General features: G+C 57.5%; 12 protein-coding genes and 1 pseudogene. 3 read left to right on the top strand and 10 right to left on the bottom strand.

Annotation, left to right across the window (positions count from 1 at the left end):
- Nucleotides 1–30: 30 nt before the first annotated feature.
- The 8 genes from glgC to E8M78_RS02120 form a co-directional block, all read right to left on the bottom strand.
- Nucleotides 31–1293, bottom strand: coding sequence for a glucose-1-phosphate adenylyltransferase (glgC, locus tag E8M78_RS02085; protein ID WP_137133484.1), 1263 nt, complete (start codon nucleotides 1291–1293; stop codon nucleotides 31–33).
- Between the two features lie 26 nt (nucleotides 1294–1319).
- Entirely contained in the window at nucleotides 1320–3533 is a 2214-nt protein-coding gene (glgB, locus tag E8M78_RS02090; protein ID WP_137133485.1) for a 1,4-alpha-glucan branching protein GlgB, read from the bottom strand.
- Nucleotides 3533–5995, bottom strand: coding sequence for a glycogen/starch/alpha-glucan phosphorylase (locus tag E8M78_RS02095; RefSeq protein ID WP_137133486.1), 2463 nt, complete (start codon nucleotides 5993–5995; stop codon nucleotides 3533–3535). Before E8M78_RS02095 ends, glgB begins: the two co-directional genes overlap by 1 nt.
- Before the next feature lie 229 nt (nucleotides 5996–6224).
- Nucleotides 6225–7490: a vWA domain-containing protein gene (locus tag E8M78_RS02100; protein WP_137133487.1), complete on the bottom strand. Its 1266-nt coding sequence runs from the start codon at nucleotides 7488–7490 to the stop codon at nucleotides 6225–6227.
- A gap of 115 nt (nucleotides 7491–7605) precedes the next feature.
- Nucleotides 7606–8484 carry a transglutaminase family protein gene (locus E8M78_RS02105; protein ID WP_137133488.1) on the bottom strand — a complete coding sequence of 293 codons (879 nt, stop codon included), beginning with the start codon at nucleotides 8482–8484 and terminating at the stop codon, nucleotides 7606–7608.
- 3 nt (nucleotides 8485–8487) lie between these two features.
- Nucleotides 8488–10875, bottom strand: coding sequence for a circularly permuted type 2 ATP-grasp protein (locus E8M78_RS02110; RefSeq protein ID WP_246658199.1), 2388 nt, complete (start codon nucleotides 10873–10875; stop codon nucleotides 8488–8490).
- A gap of 25 nt (nucleotides 10876–10900) precedes the next feature.
- Complete coding sequence (locus tag E8M78_RS02115; RefSeq protein WP_137133489.1) at nucleotides 10901–14224, bottom strand: transglutaminase family protein; 3324 nt, start codon at nucleotides 14222–14224, stop codon at nucleotides 10901–10903.
- Between the two features lie 361 nt (nucleotides 14225–14585).
- Nucleotides 14586–14789 (bottom strand): DUF2735 domain-containing protein, encoded by a 204-nt coding sequence (locus E8M78_RS02120; protein ID WP_170973291.1) that lies wholly within the window; start codon nucleotides 14787–14789, stop codon nucleotides 14586–14588.
- Between the two features lie 396 nt (nucleotides 14790–15185).
- Here E8M78_RS02120 and E8M78_RS02125 point away from each other — a divergent pair, with 396 nt between their 5' ends.
- Together E8M78_RS02125 and E8M78_RS02130 are read left to right on the top strand one after the other, a co-directional pair.
- The gene (locus E8M78_RS02125; protein WP_062555740.1) at nucleotides 15186–16220 is read left to right on the top strand and encodes a glutamine synthetase beta-grasp domain-containing protein; all 1035 of its coding nucleotides are present in this window, start codon (nucleotides 15186–15188) and stop codon (nucleotides 16218–16220) included.
- 468 nt (nucleotides 16221–16688) lie between these two features.
- A complete protein-coding gene (locus tag E8M78_RS02130) occupies nucleotides 16689–17246 on the top strand; it encodes a hypothetical protein (RefSeq protein ID WP_137133491.1) in 558 nt (185 codons plus the stop codon).
- 16 nt (nucleotides 17247–17262) lie between these two features.
- Here the strand turns inward: E8M78_RS02130 and E8M78_RS02135 are convergent.
- A pseudogene (locus tag E8M78_RS02135) lies at nucleotides 17263–17763 on the bottom strand (hypothetical protein); the annotation flags it as partial.
- A gap of 229 nt (nucleotides 17764–17992) precedes the next feature.
- Here E8M78_RS02135 and E8M78_RS02140 point away from each other — a divergent pair.
- Complete coding sequence (locus E8M78_RS02140) at nucleotides 17993–18313, top strand: hypothetical protein (protein ID WP_137133493.1); 321 nt, start codon at nucleotides 17993–17995, stop codon at nucleotides 18311–18313.
- A gap of 159 nt (nucleotides 18314–18472) precedes the next feature.
- On the opposite strand, the gene E8M78_RS02145 is transcribed toward E8M78_RS02140, so the two are convergent.
- Nucleotides 18473–19762, bottom strand: coding sequence for a TadE/TadG family type IV pilus assembly protein (locus E8M78_RS02145; protein WP_137133494.1), 1290 nt, complete (start codon nucleotides 19760–19762; stop codon nucleotides 18473–18475).
- Between the last annotated feature and the right edge of the window lie 150 nt (nucleotides 19763–19912).

The following is a 19912-nucleotide window of genomic DNA, read 5'->3' on the forward strand; positions in this document are numbered from 1 at the left end:
CTATTTATCTGATCTGGTGTCTGCTCGCTCTTACAGGTCCAGCCTGTCGATCATCGGCTGCGTGATCAGGCAGATGCCGTTCTCGCTGCGGCGGAACCGCTTGGCATCCACTTCGGGATCCTCACCCACCACCAGACCTTCCGGAATGGTGACGCCCGCATCGATCACCACATTCTTCAGCTGTGCGCGACGGCCAATGCGAACATTCGGCAGGATTACCGCGCCTTCCAGACGCGAATAGGAGTTGGCTCTCACCCCTGTGAACAAAAGGCTGTTGGACAGCGCGGAACCGGAGATGATGCAATCGCCCGAGACGACGGAAGATACGGCAGAGCCGCGACGGTTCTCATCGTCGTGGACGAACTTGGCGGGCGGCGTGATTTCCGCATAGGTCCAGATCGGCCAGGACTTGTCGTAAATGTCAAGCTCAGGAACGATGGCTGTCAGGTCGATATTGGCCTGCCAGTAGGCGTCGATTGTTCCCACATCGCGCCAATAGGCCTGTTTTTCGAAATCGGAACGCACGCAGGACTGGGTGAAGCGGTGTGCCACGGCCTTACCGTTCGCCACGATCCACGGAATGATATCCTTGCCGAAATCCCGGCTGGAAGTCGGGTCGGCTGCGTCGCGGCGCAGGCATTCCATCAGGAACTTGGTGTGGAATACATAGATGCCCATGGAGGCAAGAGCGAAGTCCGGCTTGTCGGGCATACCCGGCGGATCTGCCGGCTTCTCCACGAAGGCGATGATCTCGTCCTTGTCGTTGACATGCATGACGCCAAAACCGGTCGCTTCCATGCGCGGCACTTCCAGGCAGCCGATGGTTACGTCCGCGCCGGAATCCACGTGCTGCTGCAGCATCAGCTCGTAGTCCATCTTGTAGATGTGGTCGCCCGCCAGAATGACCATATATTCGGGGCCATAGGACTCAATGATATCGATGTTCTGGTAAACGGCGTCGGCGGTGCCTTCATACCACTGCGTTTCGGATACGCGTTGGGAGGCTGGCAGAATGTCGAAACTCTCGTTACGCTCTGGCCGGAAGAAGTTCCAGCCGCGCTGCAGGTGGCGGATCAGCGAATGCGCCTTGTATTGTGTGGCAACACCAAAGCGGCGGATACCGGAGTTCAGTGCGTTGGAAAGTGCGAAATCAATGATGCGGGCCTTGCCGCCGAAATAGACCGCAGGCTTGGCGCGGCGATCTGTCAGTTCCTTCAGACGGCTGCCGCGGCCCCCTGCCAGTACATAGGCCATGGCGTCGCGGGCTAGCGGTTGAACACGTTTTGTCGTCATGGCGTTCCTCCCAGGTATCGATAGAATCAGGTTTCAAGCTCAAGCATGATGGTGGCGAGCGGTGGCAGCGTGACCTCTGCGCTAATGGTTCCTCCGGCAGAAACGGCTTGCACCCTGCCACCATTGCCCTTGCCGCTGCCGCCGTAGATTTCGGCGTCAGTGTTCAGGATTTCCCGCCAGCGCCCTTCCTTCGGCAGTGGCACACGGTAGTTTTCCCGGTAGACCGGCGTGAAGTTTGTGATGACGGCAACCGGCTTTTCTCCCGGCGCCTTGCGCAGCCAGGCATAAACGGAATTGTCGGAATCATCTGCAATCAGCCACTCGAAACCCTCGCCTTCGCAATCACGCGCATGCAGTGCCGGCTTGGAGCGGTAGGTGAAATTCAGGTCGCGCACCAGACGGCGCACACCCTCATGCGGATGGTAGTGCAGCAGGTTCCAATCCAGCGAACGTGCCTCGCTCCACTCGCTCCATTGGGCAAATTCCTGCCCCATGAACAGAAGCTTCTTGCCCGGATAGCCCCACATGAAAGCATAGTAAGCGCGAAGGTTCGCGAACTTCTGCCAGTCGTCGCCCGCCATTTTTGCAATCAGCGAGCCCTTTCCATGCACCACCTCATCGTGGGACAGCGGCAGAACGAAGTTTTCCGAATAGGCGTAGATCAGGCCGAAGGTCAGTTCGTTATGGTGGAACTTGCGATGTACCGGCTCCCGCTTCAGGTAGCTCAGCGTATCGTGCATGAAGCCCATGTTCCATTTGAAGCCGAAGCCGAGGCCGCCTTCATGAACCGGATGCGAAACCTTGGGCCAGGAGGTGCTTTCTTCGGCAATTGTCATCAGCCCCGCATGCGAGGCGTAGCTGGCGGAGTTCAGTTTCTGCAGGAAGCGAACGGCCTCCAGATTCTCGCGTCCGCCATATTCGTTCGGAACCCACTCGCCTTCCTTGCGCGAATAATCGAGGTAGAGCATGGAGGCGACCGCATCGACACGCAGGCCGTCCAGATGAAACTTCTCCGCCCAATAGAGCGCATTGTTGATGAGGTAGGACAAAACCTCGATGCGACCGAAATTATAAATCGCTGTGTTCCAGTCCGGATGGAAGCCCTGACGCGGATCGGCATGTTCATAGAGGGCGGTGCCATCGAACTGGCGAAGCCCGTGGGCATCTGTCGGGAAGTGGGCTGGCACCCAATCGAGAATGACGCCGATGCCCACCTTGTGGCAGCCATTGACGAAACGGGCAAAGCCCTCAGGCTCGCCAAAACGCGCAGTCGGGGCATAGAGCCCGGTCGTCTGGTAGCCCCAGGAAGGGTCGAACGGGTGTTCGGTAATGGGCAGAAACTCTATGTGGGTAAAGCCCATATCCGTTACATAAGGGATCAGTTCCGCTGCCAGTTCATCCCAACTGAGGAAGGTTCCGTCAGGCCGTTTGCGCCACGAGCCCGCATGAACCTCGTAGATCGAGATCGGCTGGCGGCGATGGTCGCATTCCGCCCAGAACTTGCGATGTGCCTCGTCTTCCCATTCCTGCACCAGTTCCGGCGCGGTTAGCGATGCCGTCTGTGGCCGAAGCTCCGCGCGCCGTGCATAGGGGTCTGCCTTCAAGGGCAGTGGAGTGCCGTCCTTGCCGATGATCTCGAACTTGTATGTGCTGCCGGGCAAGACATCGGGGGCAAAGATCTCCCAGATGCCGGTATCCACGCGCAGCCGCATTACATGGCGGCGGCCATCCCAGCCGTTGAAGTCGCCCACAACCGAGACACGCTTGGCATTGGGTGCCCAGACGGCGAAGTGGAAGCCTTCCACGCCCTCATGCTTCAGCGGATGTGCGCCCATCTTGTCGAAAAGGCGCAGGTGCGACCCTTCGCGGACGAAATAATCATCCATGGGACCCAGCACCGGACCAAAGCTGTAAGGATCGGTCAGCGCCCATTCCGCATCGCCCCGGCGTGCACGGTAGCGAAGTGGCTTGAGCGTGGTGAGCGTTACCGACCCTTCGAAAAAGCCCGCCTCGTGGCGAAGTCCAAGCTCACCCAGAACCGTTCCGTCCAGTCCCGTGACGGTGACGTTTTCGGCTCCGGGAATGAAGCAGCGGGCAATAATCCCGCTGCCTGATTTGTGCGGTCCAAGAACCGCAAAGGGATTGGCATGTGAACCGCTGATGATCGCCTCGATCTCGGCAAGCGGAAGTTCACTTGGTACAGGTCCGTTCTTGCCATTGGATGCGGGCGACTGGCTCATCATGCTCTCCAGATTTCCGACGCGTATTGGCGGATGGTTCTGTCAGACGAGAACCAGCCCATGCGCGCCGTATTGCGAATGGTCTTGCCATACCAGGACACGGGATCGGCCCAGATCTGGTCGACATCGCGCTGCGCCTTCGCATAGGCATCGAAGTCACCGGCCACCATGAACCAGTCATGGTTATAGATGCCGTCGATGAGAGCCGTGAAGCGTGAACGATCATCGGGAGAGAAGACGCCGGACGAAATGGCCTGAAGTGCCTGGGCCAGTTCACGCGACTGCTCGATAATGGCCCGCGGATTGTGGCCTTCCGAGCGGACGCGGGCGACTTCATCCGCGGTCATGCCGAAGATAACGATGTTTTCCTCGCCCACATGGTCGCGCATCTCGACGTTCGCGCCATCCAGTGTGCCGATCGTCAGCGCACCGTTCAGGCCAAACTTCATGTTGCCGGTGCCGGAGGCTTCCATGCCGGCCGTCGAAATCTGTTCGGACAGATCCGCCGCCGGAACCATGATCTCGGCGAGCGAGACGTTGTAGTTGGGGATGAACACGACCTTCAGAAGCCCGCGAACAGCCGGATCATTATTGATGACGCGGGCAACATCGTTCGCCAGTTTGATGATCAGCTTGGCGTTATGATAGCTGGGGGCTGCTTTGCCTGCGAAGAACTTGACGCGTGGCACCCAGTCCAGTTCCGGATGGGAGCGAATCTGATCGTAGAGAGCGACCGCTTCCACGATGTTCAAAAGCTGGCGCTTGTATTCGTGGATGCGCTTGATCTGGATGTCGAACATGGCCGACGGATCGATGCGGATGCCCATGCGCCCCGCAACCAGATTGGCAAGCTGCACCTTGTTCTGGCGCTTCACCTCTGCAAACTTTTGCTGGAAGGCGCTGTCATCGGCAAAGCTGTCGAGGGCACGGAGAGCCTCAGTATTATCCTCGAACTCCGACCCGATCGCTTCCCGCAGCAGGTTGGTCAGGCCCGGATTGCACTGCATCAGCCAGCGACGCGGCGTGATGCCGTTCGTCTTGTTGTTGATGCGGGTGGGGTAGAGCGAATGGAGATCGGCGAAGACCGTCTCCTTCATCAGGTCGGTGTGGAGCGCCGATACACCGTTGATGGAGTGCGAGCCGACAAAGGCCAGATTGCCCATGCGCACACGCCGATCACCGCCTTCGTCGATCAGCGATATCGCCCGGATCTGGCTGTCGCCGAACTTCTTTTCCTTGCGGGCATCAAGCAGGATCTTGGTGTTGATCGCGTAGATGATCTGCATATGGCGTGGCAGCAGACGCTCGAACAGCGGTACCGGCCAGCTTTCCAGAGCCTCGGGCAGAAGCGTGTGATTGGTGTAGGAGAAGGTCTGGCGAGTAATGTCCCAGGCCAGATCGAAATCCAGACCATGAACATCACAGAGCAGACGAATCAACTCAGCGATCGAGATCGCCGGGTGCGTGTCGTTCAGTTGTATCGACACCTTTTCATGCAGATTGGTAAAGTCCGGATATTGCTGGAGGTGACGGCGCAGGATGTCCTGCAGCGAGGCGGATGAGAAGAAATACTCCTGGCGCAGGCGCAGTTCCTGACCGGCCGGATTGGCATCTGCCGGATAGAGAACGCGGGTGAGCGTCTCCGCCTTGTTGCTTTCGCGAAGTGCGCCGATATGGTCGCCTGCGTTGAAGGCATCGAGGAGGATTGGATCGATCGGCTGCGCAGACCAGAGGCGCAGCGTGTTGACGCGCTTGCCGCGCCAGCCAACGATCGGTGTGTCATAGGCCATGGCGATGAAACGTTCGGCAGGCTTCCAGACGAAGCGTGGAGGATCGTCATAGCCGCCCACACTTTCCACCGAGCCACCGAAGCCGATTTCGTAAGAGCTTTCACGTCGCTCGAATTCCCACGGATTGCCGTGGGCAAGCCAGTTTTCCGGCAGTTCCACCTGCCAGCCATCGGCCATTTGCTGGCGGAAAAGCCCGTGCACGTAGCGAATGCCATAACCATAGGCCGGAATATCGACCGTTGCCATGCTTTCCATGAAGCAGGCTGCCAGTCGACCGAGACCGCCATTGCCGAGCGCTGCATCCGGTTCGAGGCTCGCAATCACATCGATATCGACGCCCAGCGATGCGAGTGCGTCCTTGATCTCGCTAAGAAGCTCCATGTTGGAAACGGCATCGCGCATCAGGCGGCCGATCAGGAACTCGAGCGATAGGTAGTAAACGCGCTTGTCGCCAGTCCGGTAGACCTTGCGCGTGGATTCCATCCACTTGTCTATGATTCTGTCACGAACCACGAGGATGGCTGCTGTGAGCCAGTCATGTGGCTTGGCAACCTTGGCGTCCTTACCGATGCGGTAGGTCAGGCGCTCTATGATCTCTTCCGCCATGATTTCGGGGCGGGAGCTGCGCGGAGCCGGTTGCGGGATTTCTACCGGAGGAAGCGTACTATTCATTGGGCTGCCAACTTTGCTGGAGGGAACGGTGGAGGAGGCGTTCGGTTCAGAATATGGCCTTTTCTTCAACGTCGAATATAATCGTTATGATGCACATGCGTTCAGAGGTCGCAATAGGGTTTGTCAGAGTTTTTCAAAGCGCTTTGGTCAATGCAAGGTCTTGAAGAAAAAACGGAAAGGCGCTCGCATCTCTGCAAGCGCCTGTAAATCCTGAGAAGAATGTACTGCGTTAATTTGTCAAGCGCGTTTGTGTCTTGGCTGCCTTTCGCCCAATGTCACCGAATGCGGCCACGAGATCGGACATGTTTGACGATTCGTAGTAGCTTTCCTTGTTGCTGGCGCAGGTTTGCAGAAGATCCTTGCCTTTGTCGGGTGCCATGAAGGCAACGGTGAATACGGTGATGCCGTCTGCCTTGGCCTGAGCGCAGGCGGTGCGAACCTTGTCATCAATGCCCTTGTTCCAGGAGGCACTGTATCCTGTCATTTCGCCATCGGTCATCAGAACGATGAAGCGAGAGAAGCTGAAGTTCTTCTTTGCCTTGTGCTGCGTTTCCTCGGTGACATTCGCCTTTTGCAGGTCAGAAAACGCAACCGCCATGGCGCCGCTGGCATCGGTGCCGCCCGTTGGAACAGCTGGCAGATCAAGAACATAGTTCTTGGCAGCTGTCGTACCCCAAGAGGGTTTTAGTTCTTTTTGTGTTTCATGCGTGTAGGACACAGCACCGATACGGATCAGCTTTTTGGCTTCTGTTTCTTGCGCAGTGGCGCTGGTTACATCCGGAGCTGCCGCCTTCAGCAGTTCGTTCATCATCACGCCTGCGGCGGTCTTCAAAGCTGCGATCTTCGTTACGTAGTTGGTCGCCTGGTAGCTACCCCAGCATTGATAATAGCCACACTGATACCAACCGGTCACTGTCTTTGTCGGGTTGATGGGATCAACCGTGGTCGTATCCCAAGCCATAGAACCCGATTCGTCGAGGACCAGATACATCGACAGCGCGTTGCCTTCGCGCGCGCTGGCGGAGATGCTGGACACCGAGATCGGGATACTCTCGAACCCAAGAATGCGAGACAGCCCGCTGAGTTGTACATCCGCCTTGAGGGTCATGTGAACTTCGAAGTTCTTGCTGGAACCACCGGTTGAGGTGATGCTGGCGCCAGCATCCATATTCTTCAGCAACTCGGCCTTGATCGCCGCCAGATCCTCCTCAGACGTGCCATTGGCCTTGAGGTTCGCCAGATACTGGCCGAGCATCTCGTCCTTCGCCATCTTGGTTGCTTCTGCTTCGGTGATGTCATCCTTTGACATCTTGGAGGCGGCAGCCAAGGTCGCGGCATCAGCAATATTCTGAATGTCCGCCTTTTCGCGCATGACATTTGTCAGGTCCACGGCTGCGCCACCGACACCGATGGTCAGCGGCAGCAGAATGGCCGTGATGGTCGCGAAGTTGCCAGCATCGTTGACAACCACATTTCTCAAGGTTGAGTAGTTCATCGCCTCGGGCCTGTCCCATTCATTAGAACGAGATGAGATTTACCCCCAACAGCTAACGGAACTCCTAATTGCATAGATTAATTTTTACGTAATCGACCAAAAGTGGTGCGATTTGCTACCGAAGCGGGATGACATCGACGGATTGGACCGTTCGATGCGTACCATAGGACTTCAAAACGCCGATGACCGGGGCAACATCCGCATAGTCGCGGCCATAGCCGACAACGATGTGATCCGTTCCTGCGGGAATGTTGTTGGTCGGGTCCAGTTCAATATAGCCCGTCGACTTGCCGCACCAGACGCGAACCCACGCATGCATGGCGTCGGCCCCTTCCAGCCTCTCCTTGCCTGGCGGCGGAATGGTGCGCAGGAAGCCGCTCACATAACCGGCCGGAATTCCCAGACTTCTCAGCGCCACGATCATGATGTGGCTGAAGTCCTGGCACACGCCCCGTTTCAGCTTGAAGGCTTCCGCCGGGGACGTGTCCACGGTCGTTGCTTCGGCGTCGTATTTGAACTCCTTGAAAATGCGCGCGCAGAGGAGAGTTGCGATCTCACGGACGGTCCGACCCGGTTTCACGGTTTCTCGTGCAAAGGCGGCAATCTCAGCATTGTCTGGCAATCGCGGACTCTGGCCGGTGAAATGATGCGGCGCATGGGGATCGATCGAGCGAATCTCGGCAAGTTCCACCGCCAGATCCTTCAACTCCGGTGACAGGTCTGCCGTCAGCGGTGCGGCCTCGACCATCACGCGCGCCTGCATGCGAATGTCCAGTTTCTCGTGCTGCGCGCGCAGAAAGATCGAGGTCGCCTGTTGTCCGAAGAAGTCGATGAAATCGCTGCGCTCTTCCGCTGTGGGGGCAATAGTCACCGACCCGGCGATCAGGCGCTGCCTGTCCGGGATCGACAGCGGCAAAAGGCGAAGGATGTGGCGAGCTCCCGAGGCGGGCGTGTCATAGAGATAGCCCATGTGAAGCGATATGTCGTAAAGCATGGGTTATCCGAAATAGGTTTGAGCCAGGAGGTCGGAGAGCTTTTCCATCTCCGCTTCCAGACGTTCGTAGACCTCGGTGGTCATGGCTTCCGGCGTCATCACCGCGAGGCCGGAGTGAAGGCGCATCGATTCACGGTCCAGCGCCGACATCTGGCCGGTTCCGTAAGGATGCGGCAATTGCTCCACTTCGGTGCGGATCTCATTCAACTGGAACAGGACTGAACGCGGGTTGAGAGGATCGAGCGCCAGAAGATCGGTTACCGTCAGGCGGGCGGTGTTCACATTGTAGCGGCGGCGATGGGTCATCACGCTGTCGCCGATCTCCAGCAGCATGTCCAGCGCGCCATCCGGCGTGTCCGGACCGGACATATGGCCCAAGAGGCGCGTCATGTGGAGGCCGCGCTCCAGATAGCGCCCGATGGAGAGGAAACGCCAGCCGGTAAAGCGATACATGTTTTCATGCACGAGACCGGCAAAACCTGCGAGCTTTCGCAGGAGAACGGTCATGGCATGCGCAGCATCATCCCCGTGCTGCACGCCTTCGTGGAAGCGGCGTGCGGTCTTTGCCAGATCGTTCAGCGCCAGCCAGCCATCCGGCGAGAATCGATCCCGGATGTTGCTGGCCGAGTAGATTGCACTGTCGATATTGCGGATCAGCGGCAGCGGCACCGCCTTCACCATGTCGATATCGACGCCGGTGAGATAGCGCGAAACATCCGCCAGAAGAGGCTGTTTGGGATCGGCGCTTTCCGCATAGCGCATATGCCACGAACGAAGGATTCGCAGCGCACCTTCCGCCCGCTCGATATAGCGGCCAAGCCAGAACAGATTGTCGGCGGCGCGGCTCGGTAGGCTTCCCGGCATGTTACGGGAGAAGCTTTCTTCCGGCGGCAGGAGCGATGGCTTTTCAACCGGTCTGTCGGAAACGATCCAGACGTCTGCAGCGCTTCCGCCAGCCTGCATGGCAATCGCGGCGACATCGTCGCCAGAGCCAATGCGCGCGAAGCCGCCTGGCATGATCTGCCAGCCTTTTTCGGTGCGGGCTGCAAAGACGCGCAAGGACATCGGCCTTGGCATCAGCCTGCCGTTGACATAGGCCGGTGTCGTTGACAGCGTAACCGCCTCCTGACCCACCAGCTTGCCGCCTGCCGCATTCAGCCAGTCCTCCACGGATTGTTTGCTGCCCTTGCGGGTCGCGCCCAGAACGGACTGATTGTTGTCGTCAAAGAAGGGTGCGCGGGAATAGGCGGGTCCGATGACCATCTTCTCGATATTCTCGGCCACGTGCTGGCGTTCGCTTTTCTGGCCGCACCACCAGGTGGCGATGGAGGGCAGCTTGAGCTCTTCGCCCAGCAGATGGCGGCAGATGGTTGGCGTGAATGCCAGAAGTGCGCGTGTTTCCAGAATGCCGGAGCCCAGGCCGTTGACGATGGTAACCGCGTCTGAGCGCAATGCTTCCACCATGCCCGGCGTTCCGATATGCGAATTCTGGTTCAGCTCCAGCGGATCGGCGTAGGATGCGTCAAGGCGCCGCCACAAAACGCTGACGGGTTTCAGACCTGCGACAGTGCGCACCATGACCCGGTTGTTGACGACGGTAAGATCCTCGCCTTCCAGCAGCATGAAACCGAGATAGCGGGCGATATAGGCATGTTCGAAATAGGTTTCGTTGGCCGGGCCGGGGGTCAGAACGGCGATCCGGTCGTCCGGATACCGTTTCTGTGCCTGCAGCGCATCGCGAAACGCTCCGAAGAAGGAGGCAAGCCGATGCACATGGCTTTCGCCGTAGATATCAGAGAAGGCGCGTGTGGTGGCCACCCGGTTTTCCAGCGCGAAGCCAGCGCCAGAAGGAGCTTGCGTGCGATCTGCCAGGACCCACCAGTTGCCGTCCGGTCCGCGACCGATCTCGAAGGAACAGAAGTGGAGATGGTAACCGCTGGAGGGCTTGATACCCACCAAAGGTCTGAGGAACTCGGGGTTTGAAGCAATCAGCGCAGGTGGCAGGACGCCTTCACGCACCAGCCGGTTTTCGCCATAGATATCGGAAACGATCTTCTCCAGCAGGTCTGCGCGCTGGATCAGGCCTTCCGAGACCTTCTCCCACTCCTTGCCATCGATTACGACCGGCACATGGGAGATCGGCCAGGCGCGCTCGGCGCTTCCCTGTCCCGCATAGGAGCGATAGAAGACGCCTGCATCGCGCAGGTAGCGGTCTGCACGGGCAAACCGCTCGTGCAATTCGCCTTCCGACATGCAACTGAGCGAGGAGATCAGGTTTTGCCAGACAGGACGGATCTGGCCGTCCCGGTCCAGCATTTCGTCAGATACGCCCGGCAAGGCCTGGTAGCCGAGGATGGGATCTCCTTCCACCGCCTCGGCTGCATAATCCAGCTCTGTTACCGGGATCACTGACAATTCACACTCCTATCGGCCGACGCAGATCAAGCGTCAGCGGGAATTCGGCGGAGGGCAGCTCTGCCATCAACGTATAGCGGCCAGCCGTATGCCCCCAAGGTTCGAAACGCGCAAGCCTTCTTGCCTCTGCTTCGTTGCCATTCACCGGGAATGTTTCGTAGTTTCGACCACCGGGATGTGCAACGTGATAGACGCAGCCGCCGATTGAGCGGTTTGACCATGTATCATAGATGTCGAAAGTGAGCGGCGAATTAACGGGAAGAACCGGGTGCAGGCCCGATGCCGGTTGCCACGCCTTGAAGCGAACACCGGCAACCGAAACGCCAGATGCGCCGGTGGGGGCGAGCGGAACATTGCGGCCATTGCAGGCAACGCGGTAACGCGAGGGATTGCTGGTTTCCAGCCGAACCTGCAGGCGCTCCACGGATGAATCCACGTAGCGGACCGTACCACCAATGGCGCCCTGTTCGCCCATGACATGCCAAGGCTCCAGCGCCTGACGGATCTCCAGCTTCGTGCCTTCGTATTCCACCTCCCCAAAGAAGGGGAAGCGGAACTCCAGCTGTGCCGTGAACCATTCAGGCCGCAGGTCGAAACCGTTATCACGCAGATCACTGAGTACATCCATGAAATCCGCCCAGACATAATGCGGCAGCATGAAACGGTCGGCGAGCGCGGTTCCCCAGCGGACGAAGGAGCCTTGTGCCGGGTTTTTCCAGAAGCGGGCGATCAGTGAACGCACCAGCAATTGCTGGGCAAGAGACATGCGGGCATTCGGCGGCATTTCAAAGCCGCGGAATTCCACCAGGCCCAGCCGACCTGTAGGGCCATCAGGCGAGAAGAGCTTATCGATGCAAATTTCCGAGCGATGGGTGTTGCCGGTCACATCGGTTAACAGGTTGCGGAACAGCCGGTCCACCAGCCAGGGCAGGGGCGGCAGACCCTGGCCAGGGGCCGGCACCTGCGCCAGCGCGATTTCCAGTTCATACAGGCTGTCGTGCCGTGCTTCGTCAATGCGTGGTGCCTGACTGGTCGGCCCAATGAACAGGCCCGAGAAGAGATAGGAGAGGGACGGATGCCGCTGCCAGTGGAGCACAAGGCTCTTCAGAAGATCCGGCCTGCGCAGGAAAGGGCTGTCATTCGGGTTCGCGCCGCCGACAACCACATGGTTGCCACCGCCGGTGCCGGTGTGACGGCCATCGATCATGAACTTGTCGGCACCCAGACGGCTCTGCCGCGCCTCTTCATAGATCGCCGTGGTGATCTCCACGCAGTCCTTCCAGTTTGAAGCCGGATGGATGTTGACTTCGATGACGCCCGGATCGGGAGCCACGCGAATGACGTTCAGCCGCTCGTCGTGTGGAGGCGTATAGCCCTCGATATGAACTGGCAGGCTCAGGGCCTTGGCGGCGCGTTCCGCCGAAGCAATCAGATCGAGATATTCCTCCAGCGCGGCGGTCGGTGGCATGAAGACGCAGACCCGTCCATCGCGCACTTCCACGGAAATGGCGGTGCGCACGCGCCCGCCGATTTCCTCATAGGATTGGCCGAGCTGGGTCTGCTGCGCGATATCCGGGCGCAGCGAATGCTCCGGCATCACGCGCCCCTTCTCCGTCGAGAAGTCGGGCAAAGGCGGGCGCTCGACCGTTGGATCGACCGGGTTGATGTAAGGATACCAGGCAGGTGCGATATAAGGCAGGGAGTTCAGCGGCAGACGGAAGCCCACGGGGCTATCGCCCGGAATGAGGTAAAGCCGTCCGCGACGGGTACGCCATTTTTCACTGACCCAGCTACGACCAGAGGCGCGCGTTTGCCAAGCCTGAACCGGCAGGACATAGCCAGCAGGCGTGGTCAGTCCTTGTGAAAACACTTTGGCGATGCGGTTGCGTTCTTCCGGGTCTTTCAGTTTCGAATTGGCCGGATCGACATTCTCAGGCAGGTTTGCTTCCCGCACGATCCACTCTGCCGGATCTTCATAGGCGGGCGCGACATTCTCCGTCGAAAGGTCCAGTTCCAGGGCGATCGCCTGAAGAAGCTTTGCCGCATCTTCATGGGTCACTTTGTGATCGCGCTTTTCAACGGCAATGAGATCCGGGTTCGACCAGATCGGTAGGCCGTCCTTGCGCCAGTAGAGCGAGAAGGTCCAGCGCGGCAGGCTTTCGCCCGGATACCATTTGCCCTGGCCGTAATGCAGAAAGCCACCGGGGGCGAAGCGCTCGCGCAGCTTGCGGATCAGCACATCGGCGCGGTCGCGCTTGGTGGGGCCAACGGCTGCGGTGTTCCATTCATCCGACTGGAAATCGTCGATGGACACGAAGGTTGGTTCGCCGCCCATGGTCAGGCGCACATCCTGCGCCTTGAGAACGGCATCTACCTGTTCGCCAAGCGCGTTCAGTGCGTCCCAGCTTTCATCGGAAAATGGCTTGGTAATGCGCGGGTGTTCAGCCACACGCGACACCTTCATATCGAAATCGAAGCTGGTTTCCGCCTCACCGTAATAGCCGCCGGAAATCGGGGCTGCGTTCTTATAGTGGGGCGTAGCGGCCAGCGGAATGTGGCTTTCGCCGGTCAGCAGGCCCGAGGTCGGGTCCAGCCCCACCCAGCCGGCGCCGGGAAGATAGACCTCTGCCCAGGCATGCAGGTCGGTAAAATCTACTTCCGTGCCAGACGGGCCATCGAGCGCCTTCAGGTCCGGCGTCAACTGGATCAGATAGCCGGATACGAAACGTGCCGCCAAACCCAGATGCCGCAGGATCTGCACCAGAAGCCAGCTTGTATCGCGACAGGAGCCCTTGGCGCGCTCCAGCGTTTCCTCGGGCGTCTGCACGCCGGGTTCCATGCGCACGATGTAACCGATTTCGCGTTGAAGGCGGGCGTTCAGCGCCACCACCATATCAACGGTCGGCTGCTCCGGGCTTTTATCGATTGTCGCCAAGAACTTGGCCAGCAGTGGGCCGGTCGGCTCCGGCGTTCGATAGATCGAAAGGTCCTCGGCCAGATTGTCTGGATACTCGAAGGGCCATTTCGTCGCCTCCTCTTCGACAAAGAAGTCGAAAGGATTGTAGACCGTCATGTCTGCGATCAGGTCGACTTCGATCTTGAATTCCGTCACGGGGTCCGGAAACACGAAGCGAGCGAGATAATTTCCGTAGGGATCCTGCTGCAGGTTTACGAAGTGATTTTCGGGGGTCACCTTCAGCGAGTGGCTGAGAACGCGCGTTCGGGAATGGGCTGCTGGCTTCAGGCGAATGATTTGCGGTCCCAATCGAACCGGCTTGTCATACATATAATGCGTAAGATGGTAGATGCTGGCTTTGATGGACATGAAACTCCTTGCCGGGCCGCAAACTGATACCCGTCACCGAACTGCGGGTTCAAGTTTGTGCAATGCAGGAGAATAAAGCAAGGTGTTTCAAGTTGCCGGATGCAGCTTGAAGGTGGCCTGAACAGTAGAAACAGGCCGTGCGCTGAAAATCGCCGTGCGCTCATCTTTCGAATAAAAGCTTTGCCCTTCGTCTTCCTATGACAATTGCCCAATTATAATTCGAGGTGCAAATGCCTTGGGCGGGATGATGCATTCGGAGTCGTGTCGCGTCTGCTGCAAAAGGAATGAGCTGCAAAATTGCTCAATTTCGCAGCTCATGATGAAAAAATAGACTATCCAGCCTTTTCAGTAGGCAGGTCAATCAGGACGGCTTGCCTGTTGAAGGGGCAGAATCCTTGATTGCCTCGGCATGATACCACGCGCCACCGAAAGCCAGATCGCAAAGCGCAGGATTGGCTTCTACAGCCTTCTTTTCGATCCGCGCCATAAAATCGCGGCGGCCTCGGAGGCCTCCAACGGGAAACTGAATGATCTGTGCAGTATGCTCGGGGCTTGCTGTGGTCATGGTCTTATCCTTGGTGCATTTTTCCGTCCGGATATGCTTTTGCCTAATTTTTATGCGTGATGCTTTAATTTGCACCATTTTGCCTGCGCTTATTTTGTTCAGAATGCATTATTTTTGCGCAAAATGCAAGTGGCAATCTCGCTTTACGCGTTCGCCGCTTCCGCAATCTCGCGCCTGCCTGCGGTTGATAACGGAATAGGATCGGAGGAGTTCCTTGTGTCCGGGTTCCGGGTGTCTCGCAGGGTGATGCCCGCGTTCGATGCAGCGAGTCGCGGGGCTCGATTCAAACTGGCACGGCTTATGCATTGCTATGGGCAGTCCTGGCGGTGCGCCCATGAAGGGAAGCGCGAAACAGGATGTGCTCACAACGCGCAGCATAAGAAACGAGAGATCACTATGACGAAATACAAGCTCGAGTACATTTGGCTGGATGGTTACAAGCCGGTGGCAAACCTTCGCGGCAAGACCCAGATCAAGGAATTCGATACATTCCCGACGCTTGAGCAGCTGCCGCTTTGGGGCTTCGATGGCTCTTCGACGATGCAGGCCGAAGGTCATAGCTCCGATTGCGTTCTGAAGCCGGTTGCGATCTATCCCGATCCGGCTCGTACGAACGGCGCTCTTGTCATGTGCGAAGTCATGATGCCGGACGGCGTCACGCCGCATCCGTCAAACAGCCGCGCAACGATCCTGGACGACGATGGAGCCTGGTTCGGTTTCGAGCAGGAATACTTCTTCTACGAAAACGGCCGTCCGCTTGGCTTCCCGGAGCAGGGCTATCCGGCTCCGCAGGGTCCTTACTACACGGGCGTCGGCTACAAGAATGTTGGTTCCGTTGCTCGCGAAATCGTCGAAGAGCATCTCGACCTCTGCCTCGCTGCCGGTATCAACCACGAAGGCATCAATGCCGAAGTGGCCAAGGGCCAGTGGGAATTCCAGGTATTCGGCAAGGGCTCCAAGAAGGCTGCCGACCAGATCTGGGTCGCACGCTACCTGCTGCTGCGTCTTTGCGAAAAGTATGGCATCGACGTCGAATTCCACTGCAAGCCGCTCGGCGATACCGACTGGAACGGCTCGGGCATGCACTGCAACTTCTCCACCACCTACATGCGTGAAGTTGGCGGCAAGGAATACTTCGAAGCGCTCATGGCAGCCTTTGCCAAGAACTGGAAAGAGCACATCGACGTTTACGGCCCGGACAACCACCTGCGCCTGACCGGCAAGCACGAAACGGCTCCATGGAACAAGTTCTCCTACGGCGTTGCCGACCGTGGCGCTTCCATCCGCGTTCCGCATTCCTTCGTCAACAACGGCTACAAGGGTTACCTGGAAGACCGTCGTCCGAACTCACAGGGTTGCCCGTACCAGATCGCTTCGCGCGTTCTGGCAACGATCGCAGAAGTTCCGACGGCTGCTTCGGCTGCTGCCTGATTTTCGTCTTCCCAAGCATAAAGATGCGGCGTCGGGTCACTCCGGCGCCGTTTTCACTTTCGCAGGTTTTAGATGGCGAGTGATGTTGAACTGGATACGCCATCTTCAATCTCCGGTATTAAATGTATGGCGTTCTAGGTGTTTAGTCCCCGCATTTGATGGTGCATTGTTCAGCCATGAATGGAGGGATGCGCTATGGGACGAGCGTCACCCGCATACTCGCGCCAACATCTTTCGTTTTCAACTACAACGGTAATATATTTTATTCTTTCAACTTTTTCGGAGCGTTCTAATTTTGGTACCTAGATATAGAACAATTAACACCATAGGTTGAAATTAATAAACTGTATACGAATCATATCTATCGTTTATCCCAAGCATGAAGCTGATCATGAGACCGCATGATTTTTGAGCAGTTCCATCTCCCTCCTGTTCGGGACCTCTGAGACAGCTCCCACGACCTCCAACTTGCAAGAACATACCCAAAAGTTGCTGCCGGAGGCCACCGGTCGCACTGACGATGTGTTCAAAGCTGGTAACACTATTGGCAAGATTGTTGAAATCGTATCCGGAATGAACAAAACCGGATCGTCTGCGACAGGAGTGTTCACCATGGATGGTGCGACACGCGTCGATGGACTGAATGGGGAATATAGTCTGACCAAGACCGGAACGGGCACGTTCGGACCAGACTCGGATGATATTTCTGCAATGGTTGATGCTGCCAAAGGAACAGGGCCGGAAGCCGATAGAGCGAAAGCCTATCTGGAAGCACGCGAAAGCGGTTTGATGTCAAAAGCAGACATGAGCGCCATGGGCGTCACCTCAGTACTGAATCGGACGGATTACTATAATGCTGACGGCTCTAGCAAAGGCGTAGAAGGTACCTTCAATACAGTTGGTATGGAAGAGTTCTTTGAAAATAACATCGTTGTTGATGAGCAGGGTATTCCTCGAGACAAATCAACCGGAAAATATGCTGGAATCGAACAGAACGGGACGAAATATACATACATTACTTATTGATCCTTTGTCATTCAAGCAATTTGAGCTTGGAGCCGAGTTTCGAAGCCAGGCCTGCCGAGAGCTGGGTATAGCCGGCCCCCAGCCCGACAGAGGCTCCGAAGCCGTTGGAGATCAGGTTCTGGACCGCGACGATCACGCTGTCGGTCAGAGAGATGCGCCCGCCATAGAGCGCGTTGGCCTCGATGGGGTCGACCATTGCGCGTTTTCGCCGGCGCGAAAGAATGAACAGGACGCCGCCAAGAACAATGCCGCCGACAATGGGCGCATACAGGACGATCAGTTTGTTCTCGATCTCCGAGGCGCTCAGCCACTCGCTCATTTCGATACCGAAGATCAGGTTATGCAATGCCTTGGAAACCCAGCTCATGCCGCTGACGGCACAGCCTGCGCCAATGCCGATCAGAATGCCGGAAAAGATCAGCCCAATTTCGGAGCCGCGCGCGAAGGCTTTCCTTTTCAGGAGTTTGCCCCAGGTTTGGCCAAACTTGAATATCGCTCCGGGAGCCAGCGTCTGCATCGAGCCTGCAGCCTTCCTGTTCATGATCTTAAATCAGCGCCAAACCGCGCTCATGTCTTGAGCATCTCTTCCCGGCAATTGGAGCCAAAGCGTCAAGTGTCAAGCGCGGACAGTGCAAGCTGTGGGCGCTTATAGGAGAGGGAAAACGACGATTTCATGAACGGGCGGTTCAGAAGCTGTTCAGTTTCCAGATCCTAATCTCCTCACTATCGAAACTGAGGTGACGATCATGAAGTCTATGTTTTTGGCTGCCGCAATCCTTGCTGTCGGCGCGGTTGCCGCCGAAGCGCAACCCATGCCCGTCGCACCAAAAGTCGTTCCGGCGAACGGTGCAGCATCTGGTTTGATTGAGAAAGTGGACTGGGCTTGCGGGCGCGGCTGGAGATTGAACCGCTGGGGCGAGTGCGTGCCTCGCCGCCCACCGCCACCACCGCGCTATCACCGCCCGCCGCCGCCACCACCGGGTTGGGGTTGGGGTCCGCCGCCGCGCCACCATCATCATCATCACGGGGGGTGGGATCGCCGCTGGGGTGGTCCGCCACGCTGGTAAAGTCCAGGCGCTACAGCGCCGTGCGCCAAATATGGCGTACGAAGGTTCGCTGTAGCACTTTGTATCTGCTGCATAATTTTCACCTTAAATCGATTCCGGTTTAAGGAATTATGCAGTAGCCGGGTGGCAGGATTTGCTGCCCGGTTCCAGGAACTGATCTCAGCTCGTAAGGCGTGATGAGCTGATAATTTTCATGAAGAGCGCGCTCATGGCCTGGGATATGCCTTCCGACGGGCTAACCTCGAAGAAGTAGCCCGAGGATGCGCAGCTCTGCATGCGTGAAGCGATTTCTGCTTGGAACGGGCTGATCCAGTCATTGTACCACTGGTTCGTCGGCAAAGGCAGATAGGTGGTGTAGAGAACGGCGACCTTATAGCCCTGGTCCTTCAGCGCCTGGCAGGCATCGGGATTGATGGGTTCCTGGCAACGTCCGCCCGTCAGCTTCTTGGTGCAGCCAACAGGCTTGTAGCTGTCGTTGACGCCATCCGAGACGAAGAAGACGATTTTCTCCGGCGATGTCGAGGTGGCACCAGTACCCGCCGGACCGATGACTTTCCCGATGTTCTGCATCGCAAGAGTAAAATCCGTCTGCTGGTCGTTATTATAGCCCTGATAGGGAATCGACATCAGATCGATCATGCTGGCCTTGTTCTTGGCCGTCTTGAGATCCGAGGTCAGATTCGCCACCTCCATCAGCTTCGTATCTTCCGCCTTCTGACCGAAGGTGTAGACCGCCATTCGGAACTGGTTGGATACCTTGCGCGCGCTCGTTGCCGTGTCCATCAGGGCGGCCGTTGCCTGCGCGACGACGTTGATGCGTGTCGTCACGCCCAACTGTTTGGCAAGATTGTAATAGCTGTTCGGATCCTCGACGCCATTGTTGACGATATGGCAGGCGAAGGCGCATTTGTCGCCCGTATTGGCCACCATGGTGGAGATGTCGGATGGCGTGGCCGCCACGCCCATGGAAGGCGTATTGTCCAGCAACAGATAAAAATCGCGGTAGGTCGCGGTCTTGTAGGCGGCGGTTGCCGTTCCGCTGACGGTGATGGTGCTTTGGCCGAGTACCATCAGCAATGACGTCGGTACCTCTGCAGAATAGGTGATCGTAGACGTCAGATCCACACCCGATCTCGATACGTTTGCGGAAACATTCGTCAGCGTATAGGGCCTGTTGCCGGTAATTTCGCCGCTGAACAGGTTCTTGGCGTCGGTCTCCGCATCAAGGATCTCGCCGTCCCCGGTCATCGTCATGGCTTTCTTATAGCCAGGCGAGTTATCGGAGATTGCTGCCAGTGCCGCAGCGTCGGCGGCAGACTGAAGCTCGTTCTTGGCAGCCAGTGCATTGGCGAAGTCGACACTCAAACCGGCAGCGGCGGCAAGTGGAACCATGAGCAGCGCGCTCATGACCCCAAAATTTCCGCGGCGATCTTTCAGAATGCTTCGCATGGTTCTGTCTCAGGTTTCGGCAGTTCCCTCCGGTATTATGGTTTTGCAGTATAAACTTCATGAATCTAATGTTGTTCGATCTTATCGAAAATACCCATTGGTAATAAATGATGAATAAATAATGTTAATTTGTTGCGTGTTAGCCATATA

The organism is Rhizobium sp. FKY42 (assembly GCF_005222835.1).
Taxonomy (GTDB): Bacteria; Pseudomonadota; Alphaproteobacteria; order Rhizobiales; family Rhizobiaceae; genus Neorhizobium.